The organism is Mucilaginibacter arboris (genome assembly GCF_009754915.1).
GTDB classification, from domain to species: Bacteria; Bacteroidota; Bacteroidia; order Sphingobacteriales; family Sphingobacteriaceae; genus Mucilaginibacter_A; species Mucilaginibacter_A arboris.
Genome location: NZ_WPIK01000008.1, coordinates 204,917 through 228,419, shown reverse-complemented (window position 1 = coordinate 228,419; position 23,503 = coordinate 204,917). Strand labels below are relative to the sequence as shown.

Here is a 23,503-nt window from a genome sequence, read left to right as displayed (position 1 = left end):
TTTGAGTTAGCTAAGAAGTTGTTTAAACTTTTTTTCTGGGCCTCTTTTTTTGGGGGCGATGCTTCTTTTATCACCTAAAAATGTTAACCATTGTTTTTTTGATCGATTAAATACAAACACCAATTTTTACCCGGTTAATCACTAAAGACCTATAAGGTTTTGAAAACCTTATAGGTCTTTAGTGATTTTGGATACAAGGATTACAAGAAAATGCTTGGACTGGGGCCTGAGTACATGGAATATCGGTAAACAACATATTAAAGAAGGTTAATTTGATCAATCAAAAGCTTCATAAACAAGAAAAACCTCAATTAAGAGGTTTTTCTTAGTAAGACTGACCAGATTTTTGTCCTGCTTTTTATGGCTTCCCAGAGTATTATCCTGTCTTAAATTCTAATACAAATATAATTTATAATTGTCCAAACTTCAATAGTGTTACTTAAAATTATTATTTAAAATGCCGGAAAATTTTTCCGGCATTTCTTTTTTACATGCTTCTTTTAATGCCTAATTCTAAGCCTCTCAATTCGGCCAATCCTTTCATCCTTCCGGAAACAGAATAACCGGGATAAGTATTGTAATTAAAATCATCCAGGATTTTATGGCCATGATCGGGGCGCATCGGGATGGCAATATCCTCTCTTCCAGCCGCCTCCCGTTTCTTTTGTTCCAGGATAATGTTTTTCATTACCGCGTACATGTCTGTACTTCCGCCCAAATGGTCGGCTTCATAAAAACTGCCGTCTGCTTCGCGCTGTACGTTCCTTAAGTGCAAAAAATGGATGTGCTGGCCTAATCTTTCTACCATTCCGGGCAGGTCATTATCGCCTCTTGCACCTAAAGAACCGGTACAAAAAGTTAACCCGTTGCTTGGCGAAGGTGCGGCATCAACCAGATCTTTCAAATCCTGCTCAGTAGAAACCACGCGTGGCAAACCTAAAATCGGGAACGGTGGGTCATCCGGGTGGATACACATTTTAACGCCCAGTTCTTCTGCCGCCGGAATAATCGCTTTTAAAAAATAAGCTAAATTTTCTTTCAAAGCTTTGGCATCTGTCTGGGCATATTTTTTCAGATGTTCCCTGAACTCTGCTATCGTAAAAACTTCGTCTGTTCCGGGCAATCCTGCCAAAACATTGTTGATTAGTTTACTTTTTTCCGCCTCGTCAATACTGTCCAGATAAGTTTTTGCTGCCTGCTGTTGCTCCGGAGAAAACTCTTTAAAAGCATCTTCCCGCTCTAAAATATACAAATCAAAAGCAGCAACGGCCGGTGCATGATAACGCAAAGCGGATGCATTGTTTGGCAAACGAAAATCTAAATTGGTGCGCGTCCAATCCAGCACAGGCATAAAATTGTAGCAAACAATTTTGATATTTTCGGCGGCCAGGTTTTTCAGGGAAGTGATGTATTTTTCGATGTATTTATCCCGTTCAGTTGAAGCAGTTTTAATGCTTTCGTGGATGTTCACACTTTCTACCACAGACCATCTTAAACCGGCATCTTCAATTATTTTCTTTCTTTTTCTGATCTCGTCGGCACTCCACTCCTCGCCTGCCGGAATGTGGTGCAAAGCATTAACAATTCCGGTTGCACCGGTTTGACGGATGGCAGCCAGCGTAACAGCATCCGAAGGGCCAAACCAACGAAAGGTTTGTTCTAAATTAGCGGTCATATTTTTAGGTGATTATAAAGTTCGGCATAATTACTACATTTTTTTTACTGATAAAAGAAGCACGTCATTTTCCCGCATCGGTAATTCTTTTTCCAGTTTTCCATCAGCTTTAACCTGAACCGTAACGGTAGAAATTGGGCGGTTATCGTTCTGCTTTTTGATCTGGGTTACTTGTTCGCGCGTTAATTGTGGTGGAGATTTTAGGCCGATAAAAGAAGCATACGCATCATTGCTGCGGTAACCGGTTTTGTACAATTGGATTTGATATTTTCCGGCAGCTAAATGCCTGATGCTGATTTGGGCCGGAGCAATGGTTTTTGCAGGAAGGTCCCGTTTAAAATAAACCTGATCGTTTACAGAATCTCCGGGATGCGTAATGGTAAAATCCCAGAGCAGCAATTGCAAGTTTCCGTTCTTGGATTTAGTTGCAATTGAACTTGCATCGTTGTTAACCAATTCCTGGTCGCCCAACTGGTTCAGATACTGATAAGCATAATACGCAGGCTTTTTAATATCCTGATAGTTCATCAAACCAAAACCACCGTGAAAAGGTGTCATCCGCGGGCCTAATTCTTCAAAAATATCAGTAAAAGTCCAGTACGACATGGAGTTGACCGATGCGGATGCTTTTTTTATCTTATCCAAAATATAAGCAGCTTCCTGGTAATTGTCATGGATGGGGTCGGTTGGCGTGTAGGAAGAACTCCATTCCGTATAATGCAATTCCAGGTTTGGCAAAGCTGATTTTTGTATGATTTCTTTAGTATGGATCATATCAGAAGAAACAGCGTTTTTATCCTGACTAACAATTGTTCCAACATCGCCGGTTTGATCTAAAAAACCTTGTTTAACGCCATAAGTATGCGTGCTGATAAAATCTACCGGTACTTCTTTTACCACGCAAAAATTGATAAACTCCGGTATCCAGGCGTTTCCTGCCGTTGCCGGCCCGCCAACTTTAAAATCTTTGGAAACTGCTTTGATGGTTTTTGCTGTTTCCTGATACAATTTAAAATAATCTTCCTGGTTTCCGCTGAAAAAGAGATCCTTTAAATTCGGTTCGTTCCAAACTTCAAAATACCAGGTTTTTACTTCCGTTTCGCCATAACGCTGCTTCCAGTGTAAAAGCAGGTTCTTGATCAGACCGTTCCATTTCTGGTAATCTTTTGGCGGGGTAATATTTCCCTTCCACCAAAAAACCGTTTTGTTACCGCTTGCCAAAGCATTCGGCATAAAACCTAATTCTACAAAAGGCTTTATGTTGATACTTTGCAGGAAATCAAACAATTCATCCAAATATTGCCAGTTATAAATTGGATTTCCTTTTTTATCTTCCTGGTAAACGCCCATATCGTTAGTCAGCAATCCATGAAAACGGATGTAACGGAAACCCAGTTCCTGTTTGGTTTGCCGCAATTGCCGCTGCCAGTCGGCACGTAAACCTTCATTTGCCCTTCCTGCGCCCACACAAAAATTATAACTGCGGTCCAGTTTTCCTTTTACCAGGCCGGCATCAAGGGCAATTAAACGGGTTGCAGGTTGTTGTGCCAAAAGCAGTTGCGGGAAAATAAGGCTTAAAATCAATAAAAATATTTTCATAGGTTTATCATACATAAAAAACACCGGTAAAAACAGCATGCTTCTTTTACCGGCCTAAATCCATCAACTCCAGGTGTTGCGTAAAAAACAGTTCAAAAGTAAATTTAAATGGATTCTCCGTACTTGAAGTAAACCTAAAAATATATTTTTGCAATCGGTTGCAAAAGATTAAAATAACTATATTTATCCTGATTTTAAGTTCAACCCTAATAATGAACAGCAATTATAAATACTTTAAATAACCCTGACAAATACAACTTGTTGCAAAGCTGTTGCTAATAGCAGATAAAAATGAGCGAACCGGAAAAAGAGATCACCATCTATGATATTGCCAAAAAATTAAATATTTCTGCCGCTACCGTTAGCCGTGGTTTAAAAGACCATCCGGGTGTTAATAAAAACACCAAGAAAAAAATTACTGATGCGGCGCACGAGATGGGTTATCGCTCAAATGCTTTTGCCAGTAACCTCCGCAAAAAAAGCAGCAATATTATCGGTGTTATTGTGCCCAGGCTAAACAGCAGTTTTATGTCTGACGTGATTGCAGGCATGGAACAGGTGGTTAACGAAGCAAATTATAACCTCATCATCAGCCAGTCGTTAGAAACGGTAAAAAAAGAGGTTAGCAATGCCAGGGCAATGTTTAATAACCGTGTGGATGGCTTGCTGGTTTCTTTGGCTTACGATACAAAAGATATTGAGCATTTTAAACCTTTTATTAACCGTGGCATACCGGTTATTTTTTTCGACCGGATTTTTGAACATGCCGAATATCCAACCATTTTTATTGATAATTACAAAGCTGCGTACGAAGTAACTACCCATTTGATTGAACAGGGTTGTAAAAAAATTGTCCATTTAACAGGTAACCAATTACGGAACGTATATGCCGAACGGTTTAAAGGATACAAACAGGCATTGGCAGACCACCAATTGGCGTTTGATGAGGATTTGGTTTTGATCAACAGCCTAAGTTCTGCAGATGGCGCAGATGCGGCAAAACAAATTCTTAATATGCATGTACGGCCGGATGCGGTATTCGCTGCAAATGATTCTTGTGCCATAGGTTGTATGTTAGAAATGAAAAAACAAGGCATCAAAATACCTGCTGATATTGCTTTTGCAGGTTTTAACAACGACCCGATGTGTTGTGTAATTGAACCCAATTTAACTACCGTAAATTACAAAGGCTACGAAATGGGCGGCGTTGCTGCACGCGTTCTAATTGGAAACCTGACCAACCAATTGAATACCAAAACTACCCATAGTATTATATTAAGATCAGAATTAATTATCCGGGAATCCTCGGTCAGAAATAAAAGATAAACACAAATGATGAGCATAAACGAAGCATCTAAAATTGCAATTGTAACCGGCGGTGCATCCGGACTTGGATTAGCTATTACTAAAAAATTGGTTCAGAGCAATATCAAAACCATTATCATCGGCAGGAACGAAAACAACTTAAAAGAAGTTGCTGAAAGCCTGGGTGAATTGTGTACTTACAAAGTTTACAATTTACAGGATTTGAAAGGTATTCCGCAATTGATACAAGAAATTGTTGATGAACATGGCAAGATTGATATTCTGGTGAACAATGCCGGCATCAATCAGAAAAAACATTTTATGGAAGTTACGGATGAAGATTTCCAGAACATCATCCAAACCAATACCACTGCTGTTTTTGCCATGAGCCGTGAAGTAACCCGTTTTATGCTGGAAAAAGGAAGCGGCAGCATCATCAACATCAGTTCGATGGCAGCACGTTATGGCATTCCTTACGTGATCTCTTACACGGCTGCAAAATCAGCCATTGAAGGCATGACGAAAGCGATGGCCGTTGAACTTTCGCCAAAAGGCATCCGTGTAAATTGTGTAGCGCCTGGATTTATCGCCACCAATATGTCGGCAAAAGCATTGGACAGTGACCCGGAAAGAAAAAACAAAGTGATGTCGCGCACACCTATGGGCAAATTAGGCGAACCTGCCGATATAGCGGAAGCCGTGTATTATTTTGCTACCGATGCTGCTAAATATGTTACCGGCGTTGTTTTGCCGGTTGATGGCGGAAATTCGATTGGGTTTTAGTTGATGCTGTTTTTAGCACAAGTTTAATTGAAGTTATTCCTTGGATCTGCTTGTAGTTTTTGTAGAAATTCTAATTGTATTTTAAAAAATGATTGAATAATTATAATGCTTCTTTTATCGTATAAAAACTGATTTTATTATTCATTTTAATATGTTTGATACCAACATAACTTATTTTTGTACCAAAGGAAGTATTATAATTGTTTAATACAATTTAAGCAGAATGCTTAAACAGCAATTATTCAAACATTAATGACGGTACTTGAACAATATATACATTCTTATTTTGGAGTAACATTAGATGATATTTCCAAAATCAGCTCTTACTTTCAACTAACTACTTTAAATAAAGGTGATTATTTTTTGAAGGCGGGCCAAATTTGCAATAAACTAAGCTTTCATAAATCAGGGCTGATAAGGGTGTATGTAGCAACAGAAAAAAAAGAAGTAACGCAGTGGATATCAACTCAAGGATATTTCGTTACTGATCTTGCAGGAATCATGTTCAATAAACCAACAAAATATAATATACAAGCTTTAACGGACTGTGAATTGTACACTATTAAAACTGATGATTACAATCGGATTGGAAACTTTATTCCAAAATGGCATCAACTTGAAAAATTATTTATAGCACGCTGCTTTACATTTTTAGAAGATAGAATATTTATGCTTTTATCAATGACAGCAGCAGAAAGATACAAGTTGTTTTTTGAAAATCAGAAAGAATTATTTAATCAAGTTCCGCTACAATATATTGCCTCCATGCTCGGCATGACACCAGAAACCCTAAGTCGTTTGAGAAAAAAGAAACTGGAATAACTTCTTGATTTTTATCAAGAGTAAAAGCTGATTTTGGTTAGAACTTTGATTTATAAAAATCAAGTAAAGCAATGTTCAAAAAATCAATTTTATCAGCATTAACAGGCATGTTGTTTATAACTGGCTGCACGGAAGTATCGGTAAATTCTGCAAACCCAAAGGCGCCTATATATTCTACCAAAACAATAATTATAAAAGCAAGTCCGAAAAAAGTTTGGACAGTACTGGCAAACATTAAGGATTGGAATAATTGGTTGCCTAATGTTAGCCAAACAAAGCTTAATGGTGTATTAAAACCCAATACAACCTTTGATTGGAAAGCAAGTGGTATGACCATTCATTCTACCCTGCGTACTGTTAAACCTTATAGCCAACTTGGCTGGACCGGATCGGTTTACACTATTTATGCAGTTCATACATGGAGTTTTGTTGAAGTGAACGGATCATCAACAAAAGTTATAGTAAGTGAAAGCATGCAAGGATTCCTGGCGTGGTTGTTCCAAAAACCTTTTCAAAAAACACTTGAAAAAGACATGATTGAATCTATCAACGCACTAAAACGTACGTCAGAATAATTTTGCAAAACAGGATAAATATGCGATAAATCAAATTAACCTGTTTGTGTTCTATTGATACTGTTTTTACAACATAATTTTATTTCTTTAAAAACTTAAAAAGCACTATACAAAAGAAGCATCTAACAAGAGTCGGATGCTTCTTTTATCACCTAAAAAGCTGATTCTACCGAACCACCATCAACACGGTAATTACTGCCGTTAACAAAACTGGCCTGTTCAGAACATAAAAAAGCAATTACAGCAGCAACTTCGTGTGGTTCTCCCCTGCGTTGCTCTGTTATATTTGGCCGTTTATTTTGCAGAAACCATTTTACCGCTTCATCAACCGAAGTTCCGCGTTCTTTAGCCAGTTCTTCCATCATCGCATCTGTCATTGGTGTATGAATGTATGCCGGCGAAACACAGTTAATCAGTAATTTATCTTTCGAATAAGCTCTGGATAAACATTTGCTCAGGTTGATAATTCCAGCTTTGCAAGCATTATACGGGCTTTCTTCTTCATAAGGCTGATAAGCATTTTCTGAAGAAATCAACACAATCCGTCCCCATCCTTTTTGCTGTAACTGCGGAATAAAAGCGCGGCAAACACGCACGGCACCCATTAAATCAATATTAATGGTTTCGTACCAGTCGTCGTCTGTCAGCTTTAAAAAATCACCTGCTGCACCGCGTGCACCTGCGCAATTCACCAGCATATCTGCTCCGTTAAATTGTTTTTGAACGGCATCAGCTAATTGGATTACAGATTCATTCTTTGCCAAATCTGCAGTCAGCGTAATTACTTTGCTGTTTCCCGTCGCATGTTTACGTACTTCTTCTGCGGCCTTTTCCAGTGCATCCGGTTTTAAATCTGATAAAACAATGTTTGCCCCTTCGGCAGCTAATAATTTGGCTGTTTCCAGTCCGATTCCAGAATCGCCTCCGGTGATAACGGCTGTTTTTCCTGCAATAGATAAATTCATAATAGATTTAAAGAATGAAATGGATTGATAGTTATATTTTATGTGGTAAAAGAAGCATGGTTAGCACTGATATCCGTTTTAGGGAAACCGGATTTATCATGAAATGTTTAGCGAGGAATATTTGTAGTTATCAAATCTGTAGATAAGGTTTTAGAAAAATCTTTGGAGCATATTTAAAGCTCAAGCTATCTCTTTTCTTCTGTAGTATTTATCTTTTCCCACTTCACATAATCTTTCTGTTTCTTATTATTGGTGATTGGCCCTTCCATCCAATTATAATCATCATGCAATTTCAACCGGTAATAAACATAGAACTTACCTTTTGGGTATGATTTGTTTTGCTTTCTAAAACTTAATTCTTTTCCATCAAATAATACCTGGTCTATTGCAAACTTCTTTTTATCCGGACAAGTAATGCTCAAATTTCCGTTTGTGCCAAGTACAATTTTATATAGGTCTGAAGAATTAACGTTGGTTTCCATTCCGATCCCCCAATGCTCTTTCCAATCTCCAACTAAATATGTTTTCGGGTCTGCTTTAACAACTGTTTCTTGCTCTTTTTTAATACTATTTGCCGCTTTGGTATTATCCTCCTCTTTTGTTTTATTATTTGTACACGAAAATATCAGAAGAAGTAATGATAAGAAATATGTTTTTTTCACTTTGCAGGTCTATTAATATTGAAAACCAATTACTGCATTAAAATCAACGCCATCGATAATTACATTCAGGAATACCGGTTTTTCTTTGATTGGATTACCCGAACCACATCATCATGCAATTGTCCGTTAATCACATCTTTTAAGTGCAATTCTTTATTTATGTATTGAACATGTATTCTCTAGCCTGATATTTTATCAATATCAGCCCTGTAAATACTTTGTTTTACACCAACCACTTTATGCAGGCGTGTTTTTGGAAATTGATGAACTTTATGTGCCTTGTTATCTTCCAGTTCGGCTAAAGCTTCCAGAAATTTTATTTTCAATTCATCAGAAGGAAGTATTTTATTAGCTTCGTAAATAATTCCATACGCATCTAACAAAACTTTTATTTCTGCCATTGGTGATTATAAAATACCTAATTTAGAATATATTTCCTTACCAACTTCTTTATAAACATTTTCGGCTTGGTTTTTATTTACAATCCGAAAAAGTGTAAGTGAAATTTTATCGAATATTGGATCTTCATCCACAGCAGCAATAATACGGTTGTCCTGATCTGCCCTAATTACAAATAAAGAACTTTCAAGCCCGTCTTTTAAATTAAAAATATACGGAATAGATGAATCTTCATTAAAAGCAGTTTTGCCATTCAGCAGCGATTGAGAAACAGCGTTTATTTGTTTCCTTATGTTTTCTCTTTGGGGGAAAGACAATAGGGCTATATCCTCATTAAAAGATTTTGTTATATCAAATTCTAATTCCATCTTATATAAAGATAAGATTAATCCTTCTATTTAAAAAAGTTTTTTAACTCGCTCACCTAAAAAAAACTCTCCACCGCCAACCGATAACTATCCAAACCAAAACCCAGAATAACACCTTTACAATTGGCAGATAAATAAGAATGATGCCGGAAAGCCTCCCGTTGGTGTACGTTGGAAATATGCACCTCTACCACCGGCGTTTTTACCGCAGCAATCGCATCTGCAATGGCAATAGAAGTATGCGTGTAACCTCCGGCATTCAGCACAATTCCGTCATAATCAAAACCAACTTCCTGGATTTTGTCAATCAGCTCGCCTTCTTTGTTGCTTTGAAAATAACTGAAATCGATTTCAGGATAACGTTGCTTCAACTCAGAAAAATAGTCGGTAAAAGAAGCATTGCCATAAACCGAAGGTTCGCGCACGCCCAGCAGGTTTAGGTTTGGTCCGTTGATAATTTGTATCTTCATCACCCAAACATAACGATAATCTGTAAAATATTTTGGACTGGCCTTCTACCATTAACGGTTTTCGCTCTTATTTAAAGCTGGAGAAATTTTTGTCGCCTAATTCTGTCGATGCTTATTTGCAGGATATGAATAAATTGCAGCAATTTGCCCTTTCGCTGCAGCCGGAACGAAAGCCGGAAACGATAACTTCGCAGGATTTAAAAGCATTTATACAATGGATAAATGAGTTGGGAATGACGTCGGCTTCGCAAGCCAGGACCCTGTCGGGTATTAAAGCATTTTATAAATTTATGCTGATGGAAAACCTGCTTTCGCACAATCCAGCCGAACTCATCGAATCTCCACGAATGCAGCGCAAACTGCCGGATACATTGAGCATTGTAGATATTGATGCTTTAATTGGCGCAATCGATCTTTCCAAGCCTGATGGTTTCCGTAATAAAACTATGCTGGAAGTACTTTACAGTTGTGGTTTACGCGTTACGGAACTGATCACTTTAAAAATTTCCAACTTGTATTTAGAAGATGATTTCGTCAAGATTGTAGGAAAAGGAAACAAAGAAAGATTGGTGCCCATTGGAGAACAGGCTCAAAAACTATTAAAAATATATTTAAGGGAAATCCGCGTTCATTTCAATATCAAAAAAGGCCAGGAAGATTTTGTGTTTTTAAGCAAACGGGGCGCGGCACTTTCGCGGGTCATGATTTTTATGATTATTAAAGATCTGGCCGAAAAAATTGGCCTTAAAAAGAGCATTAGTCCGCATACTTTCAGGCATTCTTTTGCCACGCATTTAATTGAAGGCGGTGCCGATTTACGTGCTGTACAGGAAATGTTAGGCCATGAAAGCATTACTACGACGGAAATTTATACGCATTTGGATAGAGAATATTTGAGGGAAACGATTATTCAGTATCATCCGAGGAGCTGATAAAACGTTTTTAAATTTGTTTGCTATGTTAAAACCAATTAAAACAGAAAATCAATATAATGATGCACTGGTCCGTGTTTACGAACTGATGCAAACGGATATTAAAGAGAATTCGACAAAGTCTGATGAATTTGAAGTGTTATATAAAGTCCACTAAATATTTACAATTAATTTAGCTAAAGCCTTGCCGATTTCATTTTCAACCCTAAAGTCGTTCATGAAGGTATCAAAGTTGTTAATCCTATCTTGCAGATTTTGAACATATCGATTATGGGTAATTTTCTTTCTCATATACCACCAGACCCTTTCAATGGGGTTCAAGTCGGGGGAATATGGCGGAAGGTAGGCAAGTTCTATTCGATGTTTATATCTTTCCAAGACTGGTTTTAATCTTTTGGCATGGTGATAAGGTACATTGTCTAAAACCATTACCACCTTTCGGTCATGATACTTTTTAACCACCAGCAATAGAAAGCTAAAAAAACTGGCTGTGTTGCCTTTGTCCGCTTTGTCTGTAATGACAATGCCGGTTTCGGGCTCTATACAACCAAACAAGGTCTTTCTTTCCCGTTTTCGTTGCTTCTGATTTATTCTTGGCTGCTTCCCTTTTTCTGCCCAACTATACGAAACCGTAGCGGTGTTTGATAAACTGGCCTCATCCTGAAATACAATTACTGCATTAGCTTCCCTTGACTCCCGGAGTTTTTTTTAAAGCACTTACCTTTTCTTCCCGGTCTTCTGCTTCCGGGTAAACGCCTTTTCCCTTTTGGAAAGTTAATCCTAATTTCTTCAATATATTATAGGCCTGCGCCTTTTTATAACTGACATGGTATTCCTTTTTAATCAATTCGATCAATAAAGGCCCTGTCCATGTGGCACTGTTATAACCATAATCAGCAGGTTTTTTGTTTAATAAAATCGCTTTTATCGCCTGTAATTCATTTGCCTCAAGCCGGTTGTTCCTGCCCGGTTTTATTTTATCAACCAAGGCTTCTACCCCGCCTTCATTTAAACGGTTTACCCAATTACAGATCGACTTAAATGATGTCTCATATATAGATTCCAACTCCTGGGACCGTTTGCCAAGGGAAACCTGATAACACGCATACAACCTTACTGCTTGCTGGAACTTCTCATCTTTTCGCAATAAAGACCTGAGTTCCTCTGATGTGTAATTCTTTATTGTTAAGGCTATCTTGCTCATCTATGCAAGATAACACTTTTTAATATAATTGTAAAAATATATTAGACTTTATATAAGTATTTTAATTAAGGAGTACGAAACGGAACATGATCCAATTCCAAAACCAAATGCATTGGATAACTAAAGTACGTTCCTGATTATGCCATGGTTGAGTTGGAAGATCAGGCGGATAAAGTTCCTGGGCTAAAGAAGAAGCAGGAAATAAAGGAATTTAACTTTCTGAATGTTATCCTTTTGTTCCTGCTTCTTCATATTTGGGTTTTTATTATTTAATCATTTGCAGTGAAATTGTAGCTGGCGCCAATCCTGCTGCCGTAGCCGTAAAGCTAACTTTGCCCGCTTTTTCTTTAGATTGAACAATAGCCAAAGCCAAACCATGAAAAGCTTTGCGGTAATTTGCCTTAAACGGATCATGGCTAACCGGATCGCCGTTATCTACGCCTGCAATAAAAGCATCCCCGTTAATTTTAAAGTTGACTAGATTCTCTGCATCAGGAACTACATTACCATCTTTATCCAGGATTTTTACCGTGATAAAAGAAAGGTCCGACCCATCAGCTTTAATGGTTGAACGATCTGCAAAGAGCTGGATTTTTGCAGGTTTTCCTGCCGTTTTAATTTCGCGTGTTAAAACCACTTTGCCGTCTTTTCTCGAAACTGCTTTCAATGTTCCGGGTTGATATTTTACGCGCCACATTACATGCAGGTCATCTCCGGTCTTCTTTTTTACGCCTAAAGATTTTCCGTTTAAAAACAGTTCCACTTCATCTGCATGGTTAAAATAGGCCCAAACATCCACTGTTTTTCCGGCTTCCCAGTTCCAATGCGGGAAGATGTGCAAAACAGTTTTGTCTGTCCACTCGCTTTGGTACATATAATAAACGTCTTTCGGGAAACCTGCCAGATCTACAATTCCAAAATAAGAACTGCGTGCCGGCCAGGAATATGGCGTTGGCTCACCTAAATAATCAAAACCTGTCCAGATAAACATGCCCGAAAGAAAATCATATTTCTTAATCACCTTCCAGGTTTCTTCATGCGTTGATCCCCAAGGTGCAGAAACATTATCGTAAGCCGAAACGGTATAATCTGCATTCATACCTCCTTTTCCGTTCTCGTAATTTCTATTATTTGGCCATCTGCGGATACTGTCAGACGGCATATCATAAACGCCACGGGTTTCTAAAGCTGAAGTAGTTTCTGTGCCGATGAATTTTTTGCCGGGATAACGATCATGAAAACCGGCTAAATCTGTGTGGTGATAATTGTATCCAACTAAATCTACCGCGCCAGATTGTATAATTTTGTTATTCGTTCCGGGATTATTATTTGCATTGGTAATTGGCCGCGTGGTATCTAAACTATGTACAATTGCAGCCAAATCTCTTGCAATACCAATTGCACTGCTATCGGTTTGTTCCGGAATTTCATTGCCGATGCTCCACATCATCACACTTGGATGATTTCGGTCGCGCAGGATCTGATCTTCCAGATCACGTTTGTGCCACTGGTCAAAGTACAAGTGATAATCATATTTCTTTTTTCCTCTTCTCCAAACATCAAAAGCTTCATCCATCACAATAAAACCCATTTTGTCGGCCAAATCCAGCAATTCAGGTGCAGGCGGGTTGTGCGAAGTCCGGATTCCGTTTACGCCCATTCCTTTCAGAATTTCCAATTGGCGTTCTAATGCACGTTTGTTAACCGCGGCACCTAAACTTCCTAAATCATGATGATCGCAAACGCCCAGAATTTTCATTGGCTTTCCGTTTAAAGTAAAACCTTTATCTACATCAAAATTAAAATAACGGATACCAAGCGGGGTTTCGTAACTATCAGAAACAGATTTTTCATCAGTTACTTTGGATACAACTTTGTACAAGTAAGGCTTATCAACCGACCACAAGTTTGGATTGTTGAGGGTGAAATCCTGCGATACTTCTTTTATCGAATCTTTTACGCTGATGCCTGGAATGGTTTTCATCATCACAATTTTACCGGAAGCATCATAAATAATGGTGGTTAAAACAGCAGTTTGGGTAGCTCCTGTATAATTTCTGATGGTGGTTTTTAAGTTGATGCTTGCAGCTTGTGCGCTAACTTTGGGTGTGGTAACAAAAGTTCCCCAATGATCAACCGCAACTTTATTATTGGTGGCCAGCCAAACATGGCGGTAAATGCCGGAACCAGAATACCAGCGTGAATTTGGCTGCGTTGAATTATCTGCCTTAACCGCAATTACATTCTTTTTTGTGCCATAAAACAAGTACGGCGTTAAATTATAACGGAAAGAAATGTAACCGTTCGGACGGAAACCCAGACGGTGTCCGTTGATCCAGACCTCGCTTTTTTGGTAAACGCCATCAAAATCAATCGAAATAATTTTTCCTCTGGAGGATTCGGGAATGGTAAACGTTTTACGGTACCAGCCAATTCCGCCTGGCAGCGCACCTCCTTCGGGTGTTGCCGGATTATCTTTACTGAATTTCCCTTCGATGCTCCAATCGTGCGGCAGGTTTAATTTTCTCCAGCCGGAATCATTGAAATCTGTATTTTTCGCATTGGAAACATCGCCCAAATTAAAAGTCCAATCCTGGTCAAAATTCTGAATGTTTTTGGTTTGCGCTTGTGCCGAAACAGTTATTGCAAGCAGCATGGTAAGCAGATGGAAAGAATACTTTTTCATGGATTTCAGGTTATGAATTGATTGAGATAACAAGTTGGGCAAGTTAACAGGTTTTGAACTAATTATAAATGCCCAACGCTTTTTTAATTGCAAAAAATAACATGCTTCTTTTAGCACCAATTTTTATGTGCTAAAAGAAGCATGCTTAGGTAATCCTGAAAATGAAAGTTGAGGAAGTCATGTATTTTCCGCCTTGCGAAGCGGTGAACAAGTAAGCCGGTTTTCCATTTTTAAATAAAATCTGCGGACGTTCAAACCTTCCATACTTTTTAAGATACTTTGGCGGTGGTGGCTGCTGGATGTAATGGTTGGCTTCGTAATAGGCAATTTTGGGTTCATTCCAATTGATGCCGTTCCTGGATTCCATAATAATGCCATCTTCATGGTTATAAAAGCCCATATCCCGGGCAATCATTTTAAACTTATCTTTTTCCATCCATACAAAACCATCTTCTAACTGAGTATTATTTCCTTTTCCGGAGAAATCAATAATCGGATTGCCTTTATATTTAATATACGGTCCTTCCAATTTATCTGCAATGGCCAAACCATATTTACGGTTTCCTTTGATCGGACCGGTATCCGTTTCAAAATCGTGCGTGTTCCAGGATTTATAATACAACCAGTATTGCCCGTTGGGATGTTTGATAAAAGCCGGATTGGTAGTGCAATGATCGTCCCACGCCCCTGCCGGCCCGGCTTCTAATAAAGGTGCATCCGGCCTTTTCCAATGTCCGTTTAAAGAATCGGCAAAAGCCAGTCCAATGCGTTTGGTGTTGGTTTTACCGTTGGAATTTCCCATGTAAAACAAGCAATACTTACCATCTACAAATTTGATTAATGGGTTATGACAGGTTGTAGAATCAAAAAAACCTGCCCTCGGTTTAAAAATCGTTTCTACATATTGAAATTGACTTTCAGGAGAATCAGCAACAGCACGACAGATTTCGCTCCCGTTAATCCAGCCGCCCATACCTTTTTTACTGTCCCAACGGGAGAAGAACAAATGCGTTTTTCCGTCCGGCCCTTCAATCGGACTGCTGCACCAAACGTAATAACCTTCTGTTTCCATTGCCCGGCCAACGGGTTTTAAATGTTTGGCAAATGCTGATTCTTCCCCATCCAACAACAAAGAGCCTGCGTATCCTTTTGATACGCAGGCTCCTGCTGATAAAATGGAAAGTTGTATGATAAAATCTTTCCTGTTCATGCTTCTTTTATCGGTTAAAAATTAGTAACCCGGATTTTGTGTGTACAAACCTGGCGCAGCGTCTAACTGCGATTGCGGCACCGGATAAAGAATGTAATTCGCGGTTATCGGGTTGATTTTGTTTTGCGTATCTTCCGTAGTTCTCCAGGCATTCATGATGGTTAGCAAATTGCCGCTTCTTTGCAAATCGAACCAGCGTGAACCCTCATCGGCAAACTCTCTTCTCCGTTCATCCAGTAACTGTGCTTTAGTAACACCAGTAATGCTCGGTAATCCTGCTCGTGTTCTTACCTGGTTAACAATTGCATCCACATCAGTTTGTGAACCTGTTGCCCCGTTTAAAATACATTCTGCTTTCAGCATTAAAATATCAGTGTAACGGATAGCGATAAAATTGATGCCCCAGTCAAAACGGCTGGTGGTTGGGATTTTAGATATATCTATCCACTTTTGAAAGAACGGCCTTATTTCCATAGTTCCCGAATAAGTATAACCTTTTGTGTAAATAGTTTGTGCTTTACGAACATCAGCAGTTGCATAACTATTAGTCAAATTATTGGATACAGGAATGATCTCTAAACTACCGTTTGATTTGGTATCTTTTAAAGATAAAAAGTAAGTGTTAGGAGCTAACTGCCAAGGAAAATCAGCACCATAAATAGAAGAAGTTCCACTTGCGCCGCTTAAATACATTACATCAAAAACAGCTTCTTTATTGGTACCAGGAGCAGGGCTTTGGTTAGAATAAGAAAATATGCTTGTATAACTTGGGTTAAATACGAACTGGCCACTGTTAATAATATCATTTAACAATGGCAAGGCTAAATTCCATTCGTTTGAGCCCAGGCCAGGCCCTTCAATTCCGTAAGTCGAACCAGAACGGGCCATGTAAACCTGTGCTAAAGTTGCTTCCGCTGCATATTTGGTGGCCCGGCCAATATCAACGCCGGTATAAGATGCAGGCAGGTTAGCTGCCGCAAACTGAAGATCGGCAATAATTAATTTATAAACATCAGCTACGGGGCTACGGGCAATACTTGTAGCTTCTATTGCCGTTACCGGATGATCTATAATTGGTAATTTGCCGTAATATTTAACCAGGTCGAAATAGTAAAATGCACGCAAATACCTTGCTTCGGCTTGTAACCTCGTAGCTAAGCTTGCAGAACCGACATAACTTCCATTTTTGGTTATTTGATCCAACACAGTATTTGCGCGGAAAATGCCATTAAAATCTGTGCTCCAGCCTTCTTCAACATAAGTGTTTGCAGAAATTCCTGGTGCAAAATTATTGATCGGGTCCCAGTCGCGCACGGTAACCGATACGCCGTAAATATTATCAGACCTGATTTCAGAAAGATAAGCTAACCTGTCGGGATAGCCGCGTAAATCAGCATAAACAGCATTGATGCCTTGTATAAAATCGCTTGGCGACTGATAAAAAGTAGCTGTTGTTTGAGATGAGATAGGAGCCTGGTTCAAATCCTTGGTACAGGATGAAACCAGAAAAGAAAATGCTATAGTGGATAGAAAAAATATCTTTTTCATTGTTTTGTTGTATCAGAGGTTAGAATGTGAAGTTTAGCCCGAATATTAATGATTTTGCCAATGGTAAGCCTCCGTAATCTCCCGCTTCAGGATAAGCACTGTTTGAACTTATTGCCGTATTGGCTGCTTCCGGATTTAAACCGCCATAATATTTATCATGTCCGAAAAAGTTTTCGGCAGTGATATAAATACGGGCACCTTGTACCGCGCGTGTTTTGATCAGGTTTTTTAAATTATATCCCAGGGTAATATCCCTTACCCTAACATAATCAGATGAATATAACCAATCGGTATTGGCAATAAAGCCAAAAGTAGAATATGCTTTACTTACCCTTCCGGCGCCCGGGTTAGATGGCGATTCCCAACGATCTGCATAAAAATAAGGTGCATTATCTGTAAAGCCTTGTCCGGTTCGGGTAATTGCCCTTCCTAACAAAGAGTAAATAGAACCACCGTTCTGGCCTTGGACCAATACGCTCAGGTCAAAACCTTTATAACGGAAAGTGTTGGTTACGCCCCAGGTGTAATTCGGGTTAGGATGGCCAACTATCTGCTTGTCTGCTTCGGTAATTACACCGTCGCCGTTCAGGTCCTGGTATTTTGGATCACCAACAGATTCATTATTATACATGGCTACTTTATTGTTAATATCAGCCTGGGTTAAAATACCAATCTGTTTAACCACATAAATGCTATTTATTGGCTGGCCAACACGCAGAATATTATCTGAAACATCAAAAGAATTTGGAATAATAATTTGTGTTTGGTTACCGTACAAAGCCACTATTTTATTAGCGTTGTGGCTTACATTTAAAGTGGTGCTCCACTGGAACTTGTTTATCAAATTGCGGCTGGTCAGCTCCAGTTCCTCGCCGGTATTTCTTACAGAACCGGCATTACTTAGATAACTCTGAAATCCGGTTGTTTCAAGAACAGGCACATTCAATAATAATTGTGTGTTTAACTTGTTATAGTAATCAAATGAACCTGTAAGCCTGTTTTTAAATAAACCAAAATCAATACCGCCATCGTACGTTTGAGATTTTTCCCATTTAAGATCAGGATTGGCCAAAACATTTGGCGCCTGCCCAATTGCAATAGCTTGCGTTGAACCTAATACATATCCATAAGAACCTAAAGTGGCAATACTTCCATAATTACCAATATTATTATTACCGTTTACACCAAAACTTGCCCTCAGTTTTAAATCGCTGATAACAGGTACCGATTTCATGAAGCTTTCTTCAACAACACGCCAGCCTAAAGAGGCAGAAGGAAATACGCCGTATTTATTGTTTTGGCCAAACCTGGAAGAACCATCCGTTCGCAAACTTGCTGAAAGAAGGTACTTGTCTTTATAGCCATATTGTACCCGGCTGAAATAAGAGAGTAAAACACTTTGCTGGCTGCTTGTGCTTCCGGTTGTAGCTGCTGCTGCACTTAAAGTTTGGATGACGCTGCTGGTATATCCGCCAACAGATGATAAAGATGCCTGGTCTAACCGGTCAAAGTTGTAGGATTGGCCTAACAATACGTTCAGGCTATGAACATTATTAAAAGTATGATTATAGGTCAGCGTGTTTTCGTTTACAAAAGTCAGCCTTTTATAACTGCTGTACGAACCTGAAGTTGCAGAAGTAACATTGGGGTTTGTTGCAGCATTAAAGGTACGGGAAGATACTGAACCTGTAGTAATGTAAGGGGTATAGCCTCTTGTATTATTATCTGTATTATCTAAGTTAAGGGAACTTCTGAAATTTAACCCTTTAACAATTTCATACTCGCCATAAATAGTAGATAACGTACGGAGCCTTTTCGTTTCGCCTACGTTGTATTGTAATTTTCCAACAGGGCTGTTAGTAGTATTGCTCCAAATATATTGTGCATTTTTACCGATATTGGCATACAAACCTACAGAATCTTCCTGAATTGGGGTCATACTTAAAGCCTGGTGGAAAATATTGTCCTTACCTTCTACTCCCGGATCTTCTGTTATGGAATAAGTAGGCGCTATATTGACACCCAATTTTAAATTTTTAGAGGCGTTTACTTCTACATTTGCCCTTGCAGAATATGCTTTATATCCTAATCCTTTTACAAATCCGTTCTGATCGGCATAATTTCCTGATATAAAATATCTAACCGCATCAGAGCCGCCGCTGGCCGAAAGCTGATGGTTTTGCATTAGGCCTTTGCGTTCTATTGCTTTTTGCCAGTCAACAACCTCCAAGCCAGGAAGCCCGGGCATAGACCAGCGCGGATCTAATTGATAAGCGGTACTAAATGCCCCTCCGTTCATGGCTGTACGGGTAGCTGCATTATCATTAGCAGTAGCACCATTTGCCCCATATTTCAATACATAAGCAGCATTGATCATTTCGGTAGCGCGGTCAATCCATTGCTGCCCGTTTAGCATTTTTAAGGTTTTGCTGGCTTCATTGTAACCAAAATAAGTGTTGTAGCTGATATTTGGTTTACCGGTTTTGCCGCGTTTGGTAGTAATTAAAACCACACCATTAGATGCCCTGGATCCGTAAATTGCTGCTGCTGCCGCATCTTTCAGCACTTCAATATTTTCAATATCATTTGGGTTGATATTATCCAGCGGGTTTCCGGTAGAAAAACTACCGTTGGTCCCCTGGGATACAGCAGTTAAAGGAAAACCATCTATCACGTACAAAGGGTCGTTACCCGCAGAAATAGAACCGCTTCCGCGCACAGTTACACTGAAAGCTTTACCGGGCACACCGGTAGTTTGTTTAACGGTAACTCCTGCCAGCTGGCCTACCAGAGCCTGGTCAACACGCGTAATAGCGCGCTCGTCCAGATTATCAGCCTTTAAAGAAGATAAGGCGCCGGTAACATTAGAACGCTTTTGCGTTCCGTAGCCAATAACCACTACTTCGTTTAACTGGCTATTTGCAGATTGCAGTTTTACGTTGATAACAGCCGTTGCCCCAACGGTAATTTGCTGTGTAGTAAAACCAATAGACTGGAAAACCAGGACATTGCCTTTTGCTGCTTTTAACGTATATTTTCCGTTAATGTCTGTTGCCGTTCCGCCTTGTGTCCCTTTAATTGTAACAGATGCCCCCGGCAAAGGGCCGTCGCTGGCAGAAACAGTACCAGTGATGGTTGTTTGCTGGGCAAAAGCACCGGAAACAAAAAATAATAATGTACAGAATAAATTAAGCCGGAAAAGGCTTATTAAAAATTTCTTCATGATTATACTTCAGGTAATAAATTGGTTACAAAGACCAAATTTGTGCTTAATCCATTAAATAAGCATCCTGTTGTATCCTGAATTATTAAATTATTTTGAAGAATGGGGCAGAAACTTTCTATTAATCATTTCCCATAGCAATGATCCTGTCAAATTCTGCTGCCTTGAGCGGCATTACAGATAACCTGCCCTGTTTTACCAAACTGATATTTTCCAATTGTTTATCTGCTTTAATTTCGGCTAATGTAACCGGTTTTTTAAAGCTTTCAACCGGTTCCAGATCAACAACCACCCAGTTTGGGTCTTCCGTGGTTGGATCCTGATAAAATTCCTTAACTACTTTTGCAATACCTACCACTGCTTTATCTTCGTTGCTATGGTAAAATAAAACGAGGTCGCCTTTTTTCATGTCTTTCAGGCTATTACGTGCCTGGTAATTCCGAACACCATCCCAAAAAGTACGTTTGTCTTCATTAAATTTCTGCCAGCTGTATTTTGCAGGTTCTGATTTAACTAAAAAATAGTTCATTTCTTTCTTAATTTTTATGCTGTAAACGAAGCTTTCTTATTACAAGATTTATCGACCATAACAACGGCGGCAAAAGTAAATTAAAACGCCTGACTAATTGAAATCAAAAAGCGAACTGTTTCTTCCTGAAAACTATTTTCAAAAAGATTAAAAACACTTATCTTCCGGAAGGACGGAATATTAACCCTTTCTCCTCTTAATTCAACCTTAAACTTCTAATATTCATAGCTTTGAATTTTTATATCGATACTGTTTTTATCGACTAAAAATCAAAGTTCCGATTACTTCTTCTGATAAACCCTCACATAATCAATTTCATAACGGTTCGGAAATTTAGTATCAGCAGGATTTCCGCCATTTATCCCGCCAACGGCAAGGTTTAGCAACATATAATGTGGTTGATTATAAGGATTGATATTGGATCCGTCTTTGTTTACCAATTTACTCAGTTCCACCTCATTCAACAACTGTTCGTCAACATAAAGGGCAATAGATTTTTCGTTCCAGTCCATTCGCCAAACATGAAACTTCGATGCCCAATCCTTACTTCCTAACAAGTTGATATCTTTTGTTTTACTATACCATTGCACTTTATTATCGCTGCCCAGACAAGCAATGTTAGCCAGCAATTTATTCCTGTAGTATTCCATAATATCAATTTCACCATTTGCAGGCCATCTTCCATCAACTCCTAAAGTCCACCAGGCCGGCCACAAACCATTACTGATATCGATTTTGCCTCGCATGACAAAACGCCCGTATTTCCAGGAATGCTTACCAGAAGTATTGATGCTGGAAGACGTGTATTGGATGTTTTCCCTATTCTTGCGCCAATCCTTACTGCCCGATTGAAAATCAGGATTATGCTTGGTCTCCTTACGAGCTTCAATTATCAAATAGCCTTTTTCGCACCAGGCATTTTCTTTCTGATACCATTGCAATTCCTCGTTCCGCTTAAAACCTTGCTCAAATTGCCAGTCTTCCGCATTTACTGGCCCGCTTTTGTTAAATTCATCTGCCCAAACCAGCTTGTAACCATCGTTTTCAAATTGTTTTGATGCAGACTTATTAGTTACTTTAGTAAAGATCCGACAACCGCATGTTGTTGCTATCACTAACGCTACGAAAGCAAAGTTTTTCTTATTCATTATTTTAAACGCTCTTATTAATAATGTTTGTAGATAAATGTATAAATATAGATGTTGAAAATGACTACTTATAGCTATTGAAAGAAAGGAATAGCTATTTTACATTTATCAAATTTGTCGGGACCTACTGCCAAACCTCTCTTAACCTTATCAATTATTGTTTATGGAAATACTTCATTTTAAGGCTACCTTTAAGGCAGCAATTCAATTAGTCATCATTTTACTTTTTTCTGCTCATACTCAAGCTGATCCAATCCGTTCAAAAGATTCAAACACAGTAACGCCGGCTACAACAAAACAAAACACAAAGCCTGCGATAGTAACCCGGGAAATTAAAGTACCATATCAGCCCCTTAAGTCAGATATTTTAGATATCAGGGTTGAGGAAATTGCGCCGACAGATACAACCGCAATTAAAAAAAGAGCACTTATTCATGTTGATTACAAGATAAGTGTCCTCATTAGCAATCCTAAAGATTTTTTATTGCAAAGGCCAACTGATAAAACTAAATTAATTTTGTTTGCAGATGGATTTCCTTTGGAAGGAATGAATTCGGATTACTTTTTAAGTCTGAGCCGGCAGCAAATGAATGATACTACCAAGCTTTGGCCGGATAAAATGTGGATACCTTTTATTTTTAAAAGAGACAGCACCAATAGAGAAGCCTGGAACAGCATATTTCATTTGGCACATTGGAACAAAAGTCAGATCAGCTTTAAACTTTCGATCGGCTGGAGTGGCATGTTTCCAATTACAAGCATTGATGATAACAAAGTAAACACCGATGTAACGCTGGTTTTTTACAATTCACAAGTATTTTGGTCACTTATAATATGTTACTTTTTATTCATCCTGCTTTTCGTTTACCTCTGCCATTCTACCGGCTTAATCCGCGATCCCGATTTGAACAACAAAGGCCCTTACAGCCTGGCGCAAACGCAATTAGCATTTTGGACCGTTTTGATTATTGGCGGCTTTATCTATTTAATCATTCTTACCGGGCTTACCGATTCTTTAAACGATTCGATTTTGTTATTGCTTGGCATCAGCGGCGGCACTACAGGCATTGCCAGCTTTATAGATTATTACAAAAAGCAGCAAAATAACAAAACCGCACCCACGGCAACTCTAAAAAAGCATCGTACATTTCTGTTAGATATTCTTTCAGACGGTATTAATGTAAGTGTTCAGCGTACGCAAACCGCAATGTGGAATTTAGTTTTAGGGCTATATTTTATCTGGTACGTCATCACCAACAAATCAATGCCGGCCTTTAGCAACACCCTGCTTTTAGTTGCCGGCGTAAGTTCTGTTTTGTATTTAGGTTCTAAAGGGCCCGAAAATCCAATTGTCCCTGATTCGAATAGAAAAGATGAAACAGAAACTAAATCATAAAATA

The 23,503-nt window shown here is 38.8% G+C and carries 22 protein-coding genes; 7 read left to right on the top strand and 15 right to left on the bottom strand.

Annotated elements, in window-relative coordinates; translation table 11 throughout:
* Nucleotides 1–487: 487 nt before the first annotated feature.
* The gene (gene uxuA / locus GO621_RS10875) at nucleotides 488–1,675 is read right to left on the bottom strand and encodes a mannonate dehydratase (RefSeq protein ID WP_157566901.1); all 1,188 of its coding nucleotides are present in this window, start codon (nucleotides 1,673–1,675) and stop codon (nucleotides 488–490) included.
* Between the two features lie 33 nt (nucleotides 1,676–1,708).
* Entirely contained in the window at nucleotides 1,709–3,274 is a 1,566-nt protein-coding gene (locus GO621_RS10870; protein ID WP_157566900.1) for a GH39 family glycosyl hydrolase, read from the bottom strand.
* Nucleotides 3,275–3,565: 291 nt separating this feature from the next.
* Here GO621_RS10870 and GO621_RS10865 point away from each other — a divergent pair, with 291 nt between their 5' ends.
* The 4 genes from GO621_RS10865 (at nucleotide 3,566) to GO621_RS10850 (ending at nucleotide 6,759) form a co-directional block, all read left to right on the top strand.
* On the top strand, nucleotides 3,566–4,600 hold the full coding sequence (locus GO621_RS10865) for a LacI family DNA-binding transcriptional regulator (RefSeq protein WP_157566899.1): 1,035 nt from the start codon (nucleotides 3,566–3,568) through the stop codon (nucleotides 4,598–4,600).
* A 6-nt stretch (nucleotides 4,601–4,606) separates the two neighbouring features.
* The gene (locus GO621_RS10860; protein WP_157566897.1) at nucleotides 4,607–5,362 is read left to right on the top strand and encodes an SDR family NAD(P)-dependent oxidoreductase; all 756 of its coding nucleotides are present in this window, start codon (nucleotides 4,607–4,609) and stop codon (nucleotides 5,360–5,362) included.
* Nucleotides 5,363–5,614: 252 nt separating this feature from the next.
* The gene (locus GO621_RS10855; protein ID WP_157566896.1) at nucleotides 5,615–6,184 is read left to right on the top strand and encodes a Crp/Fnr family transcriptional regulator; all 570 of its coding nucleotides are present in this window, start codon (nucleotides 5,615–5,617) and stop codon (nucleotides 6,182–6,184) included.
* Between the two features lie 71 nt (nucleotides 6,185–6,255).
* Nucleotides 6,256–6,759 (top strand): SRPBCC family protein, encoded by a 504-nt coding sequence (locus GO621_RS10850; protein ID WP_157566894.1) that lies wholly within the window; start codon nucleotides 6,256–6,258, stop codon nucleotides 6,757–6,759.
* 152 nt (nucleotides 6,760–6,911) lie between these two features.
* On the opposite strand, the gene GO621_RS10845 is transcribed toward GO621_RS10850, so the two are convergent.
* The 5 genes from GO621_RS10845 to aroQ all read right to left on the bottom strand — a co-directional run bounded on the left by GO621_RS10845 (nucleotide 6,912) and on the right by aroQ (nucleotide 9,623).
* Nucleotides 6,912–7,724, bottom strand: a complete 813-nt coding sequence (locus tag GO621_RS10845; protein ID WP_157566892.1) for an SDR family NAD(P)-dependent oxidoreductase — start codon at nucleotides 7,722–7,724, stop codon at nucleotides 6,912–6,914.
* 185 nt (nucleotides 7,725–7,909) lie between these two features.
* Nucleotides 7,910–8,386 (bottom strand): hypothetical protein, encoded by a 477-nt coding sequence (locus tag GO621_RS10840; RefSeq protein WP_157566890.1) that lies wholly within the window; start codon nucleotides 8,384–8,386, stop codon nucleotides 7,910–7,912.
* A gap of 179 nt (nucleotides 8,387–8,565) precedes the next feature.
* Nucleotides 8,566–8,787: a hypothetical protein gene (locus tag GO621_RS10835; protein WP_198170214.1), complete on the bottom strand. Its 222-nt coding sequence runs from the start codon at nucleotides 8,785–8,787 to the stop codon at nucleotides 8,566–8,568.
* 6 nt (nucleotides 8,788–8,793) lie between these two features.
* Nucleotides 8,794–9,153: a hypothetical protein gene (locus GO621_RS10830; protein ID WP_157566889.1), complete on the bottom strand. Its 360-nt coding sequence runs from the start codon at nucleotides 9,151–9,153 to the stop codon at nucleotides 8,794–8,796.
* Between the two features lie 56 nt (nucleotides 9,154–9,209).
* Entirely contained in the window at nucleotides 9,210–9,623 is a 414-nt protein-coding gene (gene aroQ, locus GO621_RS10825) for a type II 3-dehydroquinate dehydratase (protein WP_157566887.1), read from the bottom strand.
* 32 nt (nucleotides 9,624–9,655) lie between these two features.
* On the opposite strand from aroQ, the gene xerD reads away from it, so the two are divergent.
* Nucleotides 9,656–10,555 carry a site-specific tyrosine recombinase XerD gene (gene xerD, locus GO621_RS10820; RefSeq protein ID WP_157566885.1) on the top strand — a complete coding sequence of 300 codons (900 nt, stop codon included), beginning with the start codon at nucleotides 9,656–9,658 and terminating at the stop codon, nucleotides 10,553–10,555.
* 25 nt (nucleotides 10,556–10,580) lie between these two features.
* On the top strand, nucleotides 10,581–10,712 hold the full coding sequence (locus GO621_RS19220) for a hypothetical protein (RefSeq protein WP_262884990.1): 132 nt from the start codon (nucleotides 10,581–10,583) through the stop codon (nucleotides 10,710–10,712).
* Here the strand turns inward: GO621_RS19220 and GO621_RS10810 are convergent.
* From GO621_RS10810 to GO621_RS10775, 8 genes are all read right to left on the bottom strand, one after another.
* Entirely contained in the window at nucleotides 10,709–11,227 is a 519-nt protein-coding gene (locus GO621_RS10810; RefSeq protein WP_317163435.1) for an IS630 family transposase, read from the bottom strand. The genes GO621_RS19220 and GO621_RS10810 overlap by 4 nt on opposite strands.
* A gap of 7 nt (nucleotides 11,228–11,234) precedes the next feature.
* Entirely contained in the window at nucleotides 11,235–11,759 is a 525-nt protein-coding gene (locus tag GO621_RS10805) for a helix-turn-helix domain-containing protein (protein WP_157566881.1), read from the bottom strand.
* Nucleotides 11,760–12,024: 265 nt separating this feature from the next.
* Nucleotides 12,025–14,445, bottom strand: a complete 2,421-nt coding sequence (gene galB / locus GO621_RS10800) for a beta-galactosidase GalB (RefSeq protein WP_157566879.1) — start codon at nucleotides 14,443–14,445, stop codon at nucleotides 12,025–12,027.
* 145 nt (nucleotides 14,446–14,590) lie between these two features.
* Nucleotides 14,591–15,655 (bottom strand): glycoside hydrolase family protein, encoded by a 1,065-nt coding sequence (locus tag GO621_RS10795; RefSeq protein ID WP_157566877.1) that lies wholly within the window; start codon nucleotides 15,653–15,655, stop codon nucleotides 14,591–14,593.
* Nucleotides 15,656–15,676: 21 nt separating this feature from the next.
* Nucleotides 15,677–17,203 carry a RagB/SusD family nutrient uptake outer membrane protein gene (locus GO621_RS10790; protein ID WP_157566875.1) on the bottom strand — a complete coding sequence of 509 codons (1,527 nt, stop codon included), beginning with the start codon at nucleotides 17,201–17,203 and terminating at the stop codon, nucleotides 15,677–15,679.
* 19 nt (nucleotides 17,204–17,222) lie between these two features.
* Nucleotides 17,223–20,426: a SusC/RagA family TonB-linked outer membrane protein gene (locus GO621_RS10785; protein ID WP_157566873.1), complete on the bottom strand. Its 3,204-nt coding sequence runs from the start codon at nucleotides 20,424–20,426 to the stop codon at nucleotides 17,223–17,225.
* A gap of 121 nt (nucleotides 20,427–20,547) precedes the next feature.
* On the bottom strand, nucleotides 20,548–20,955 hold the full coding sequence (locus tag GO621_RS10780) for an EVE domain-containing protein (protein WP_157566871.1): 408 nt from the start codon (nucleotides 20,953–20,955) through the stop codon (nucleotides 20,548–20,550).
* A 281-nt stretch (nucleotides 20,956–21,236) separates the two neighbouring features.
* Nucleotides 21,237–22,103: a glycoside hydrolase family 16 protein gene (locus tag GO621_RS10775; RefSeq protein WP_157566869.1), complete on the bottom strand. Its 867-nt coding sequence runs from the start codon at nucleotides 22,101–22,103 to the stop codon at nucleotides 21,237–21,239.
* Nucleotides 22,104–22,266: 163 nt separating this feature from the next.
* Between GO621_RS10775 and GO621_RS10770 the strand changes: the two genes are divergently transcribed.
* Nucleotides 22,267–23,499 carry a hypothetical protein gene (locus GO621_RS10770; RefSeq protein ID WP_157566867.1) on the top strand — a complete coding sequence of 411 codons (1,233 nt, stop codon included), beginning with the start codon at nucleotides 22,267–22,269 and terminating at the stop codon, nucleotides 23,497–23,499.
* Nucleotides 23,500–23,503 lie beyond the last annotated feature (4 nt).

What these genes read in the sequence shown, in the direction of transcription:
- uxuA (WP_157566901.1), bottom strand. Translation starts at nt 1,675, where the DNA reads ATGACCGCTAATTTAGAACAAACCTTTCGTTGGTTTGGCCCTTCGGAT.
- GO621_RS10870 (WP_157566900.1), bottom strand. Translation starts at nt 3,274, where the DNA reads ATGAAAATATTTTTATTGATTTTAAGCCTTATTTTCCCGCAACTGCTT.
- GO621_RS10865 (WP_157566899.1), top strand. Translation starts at nt 3,566, where the DNA reads ATGAGCGAACCGGAAAAAGAGATCACCATCTATGATATTGCCAAAAAA.
- GO621_RS10860 (WP_157566897.1), top strand. Translation starts at nt 4,607, where the DNA reads ATGATGAGCATAAACGAAGCATCTAAAATTGCAATTGTAACCGGCGGT.
- GO621_RS10855 (WP_157566896.1), top strand. Translation starts at nt 5,615, where the DNA reads ATGACGGTACTTGAACAATATATACATTCTTATTTTGGAGTAACATTA.
- GO621_RS10850 (WP_157566894.1), top strand. Translation starts at nt 6,256, where the DNA reads ATGTTCAAAAAATCAATTTTATCAGCATTAACAGGCATGTTGTTTATA.
- GO621_RS10845 (WP_157566892.1), bottom strand. Translation starts at nt 7,724, where the DNA reads ATGAATTTATCTATTGCAGGAAAAACAGCCGTTATCACCGGAGGCGAT.
- GO621_RS10835 (WP_198170214.1), bottom strand. Translation starts at nt 8,787, where the DNA reads ATGGCAGAAATAAAAGTTTTGTTAGATGCGTATGGAATTATTTACGAA.
- GO621_RS10830 (WP_157566889.1), bottom strand. Translation starts at nt 9,153, where the DNA reads ATGGAATTAGAATTTGATATAACAAAATCTTTTAATGAGGATATAGCC.
- aroQ (WP_157566887.1), bottom strand. Translation starts at nt 9,623, where the DNA reads ATGAAGATACAAATTATCAACGGACCAAACCTAAACCTGCTGGGCGTG.
- GO621_RS19220 (WP_262884990.1), top strand. Translation starts at nt 10,581, where the DNA reads ATGTTAAAACCAATTAAAACAGAAAATCAATATAATGATGCACTGGTC.
- GO621_RS10805 (WP_157566881.1), bottom strand. Translation starts at nt 11,759, where the DNA reads ATGAGCAAGATAGCCTTAACAATAAAGAATTACACATCAGAGGAACTC.
- galB (WP_157566879.1), bottom strand. Translation starts at nt 14,445, where the DNA reads ATGAAAAAGTATTCTTTCCATCTGCTTACCATGCTGCTTGCAATAACT.
- GO621_RS10795 (WP_157566877.1), bottom strand. Translation starts at nt 15,655, where the DNA reads ATGAACAGGAAAGATTTTATCATACAACTTTCCATTTTATCAGCAGGA.
- GO621_RS10790 (WP_157566875.1), bottom strand. Translation starts at nt 17,203, where the DNA reads ATGAAAAAGATATTTTTTCTATCCACTATAGCATTTTCTTTTCTGGTT.
- GO621_RS10785 (WP_157566873.1), bottom strand. Translation starts at nt 20,426, where the DNA reads ATGAAGAAATTTTTAATAAGCCTTTTCCGGCTTAATTTATTCTGTACA.
- GO621_RS10780 (WP_157566871.1), bottom strand. Translation starts at nt 20,955, where the DNA reads ATGAACTATTTTTTAGTTAAATCAGAACCTGCAAAATACAGCTGGCAG.
- GO621_RS10775 (WP_157566869.1), bottom strand. Translation starts at nt 22,103, where the DNA reads ATGAATAAGAAAAACTTTGCTTTCGTAGCGTTAGTGATAGCAACAACA.
- GO621_RS10770 (WP_157566867.1), top strand. Translation starts at nt 22,267, where the DNA reads ATGGAAATACTTCATTTTAAGGCTACCTTTAAGGCAGCAATTCAATTA.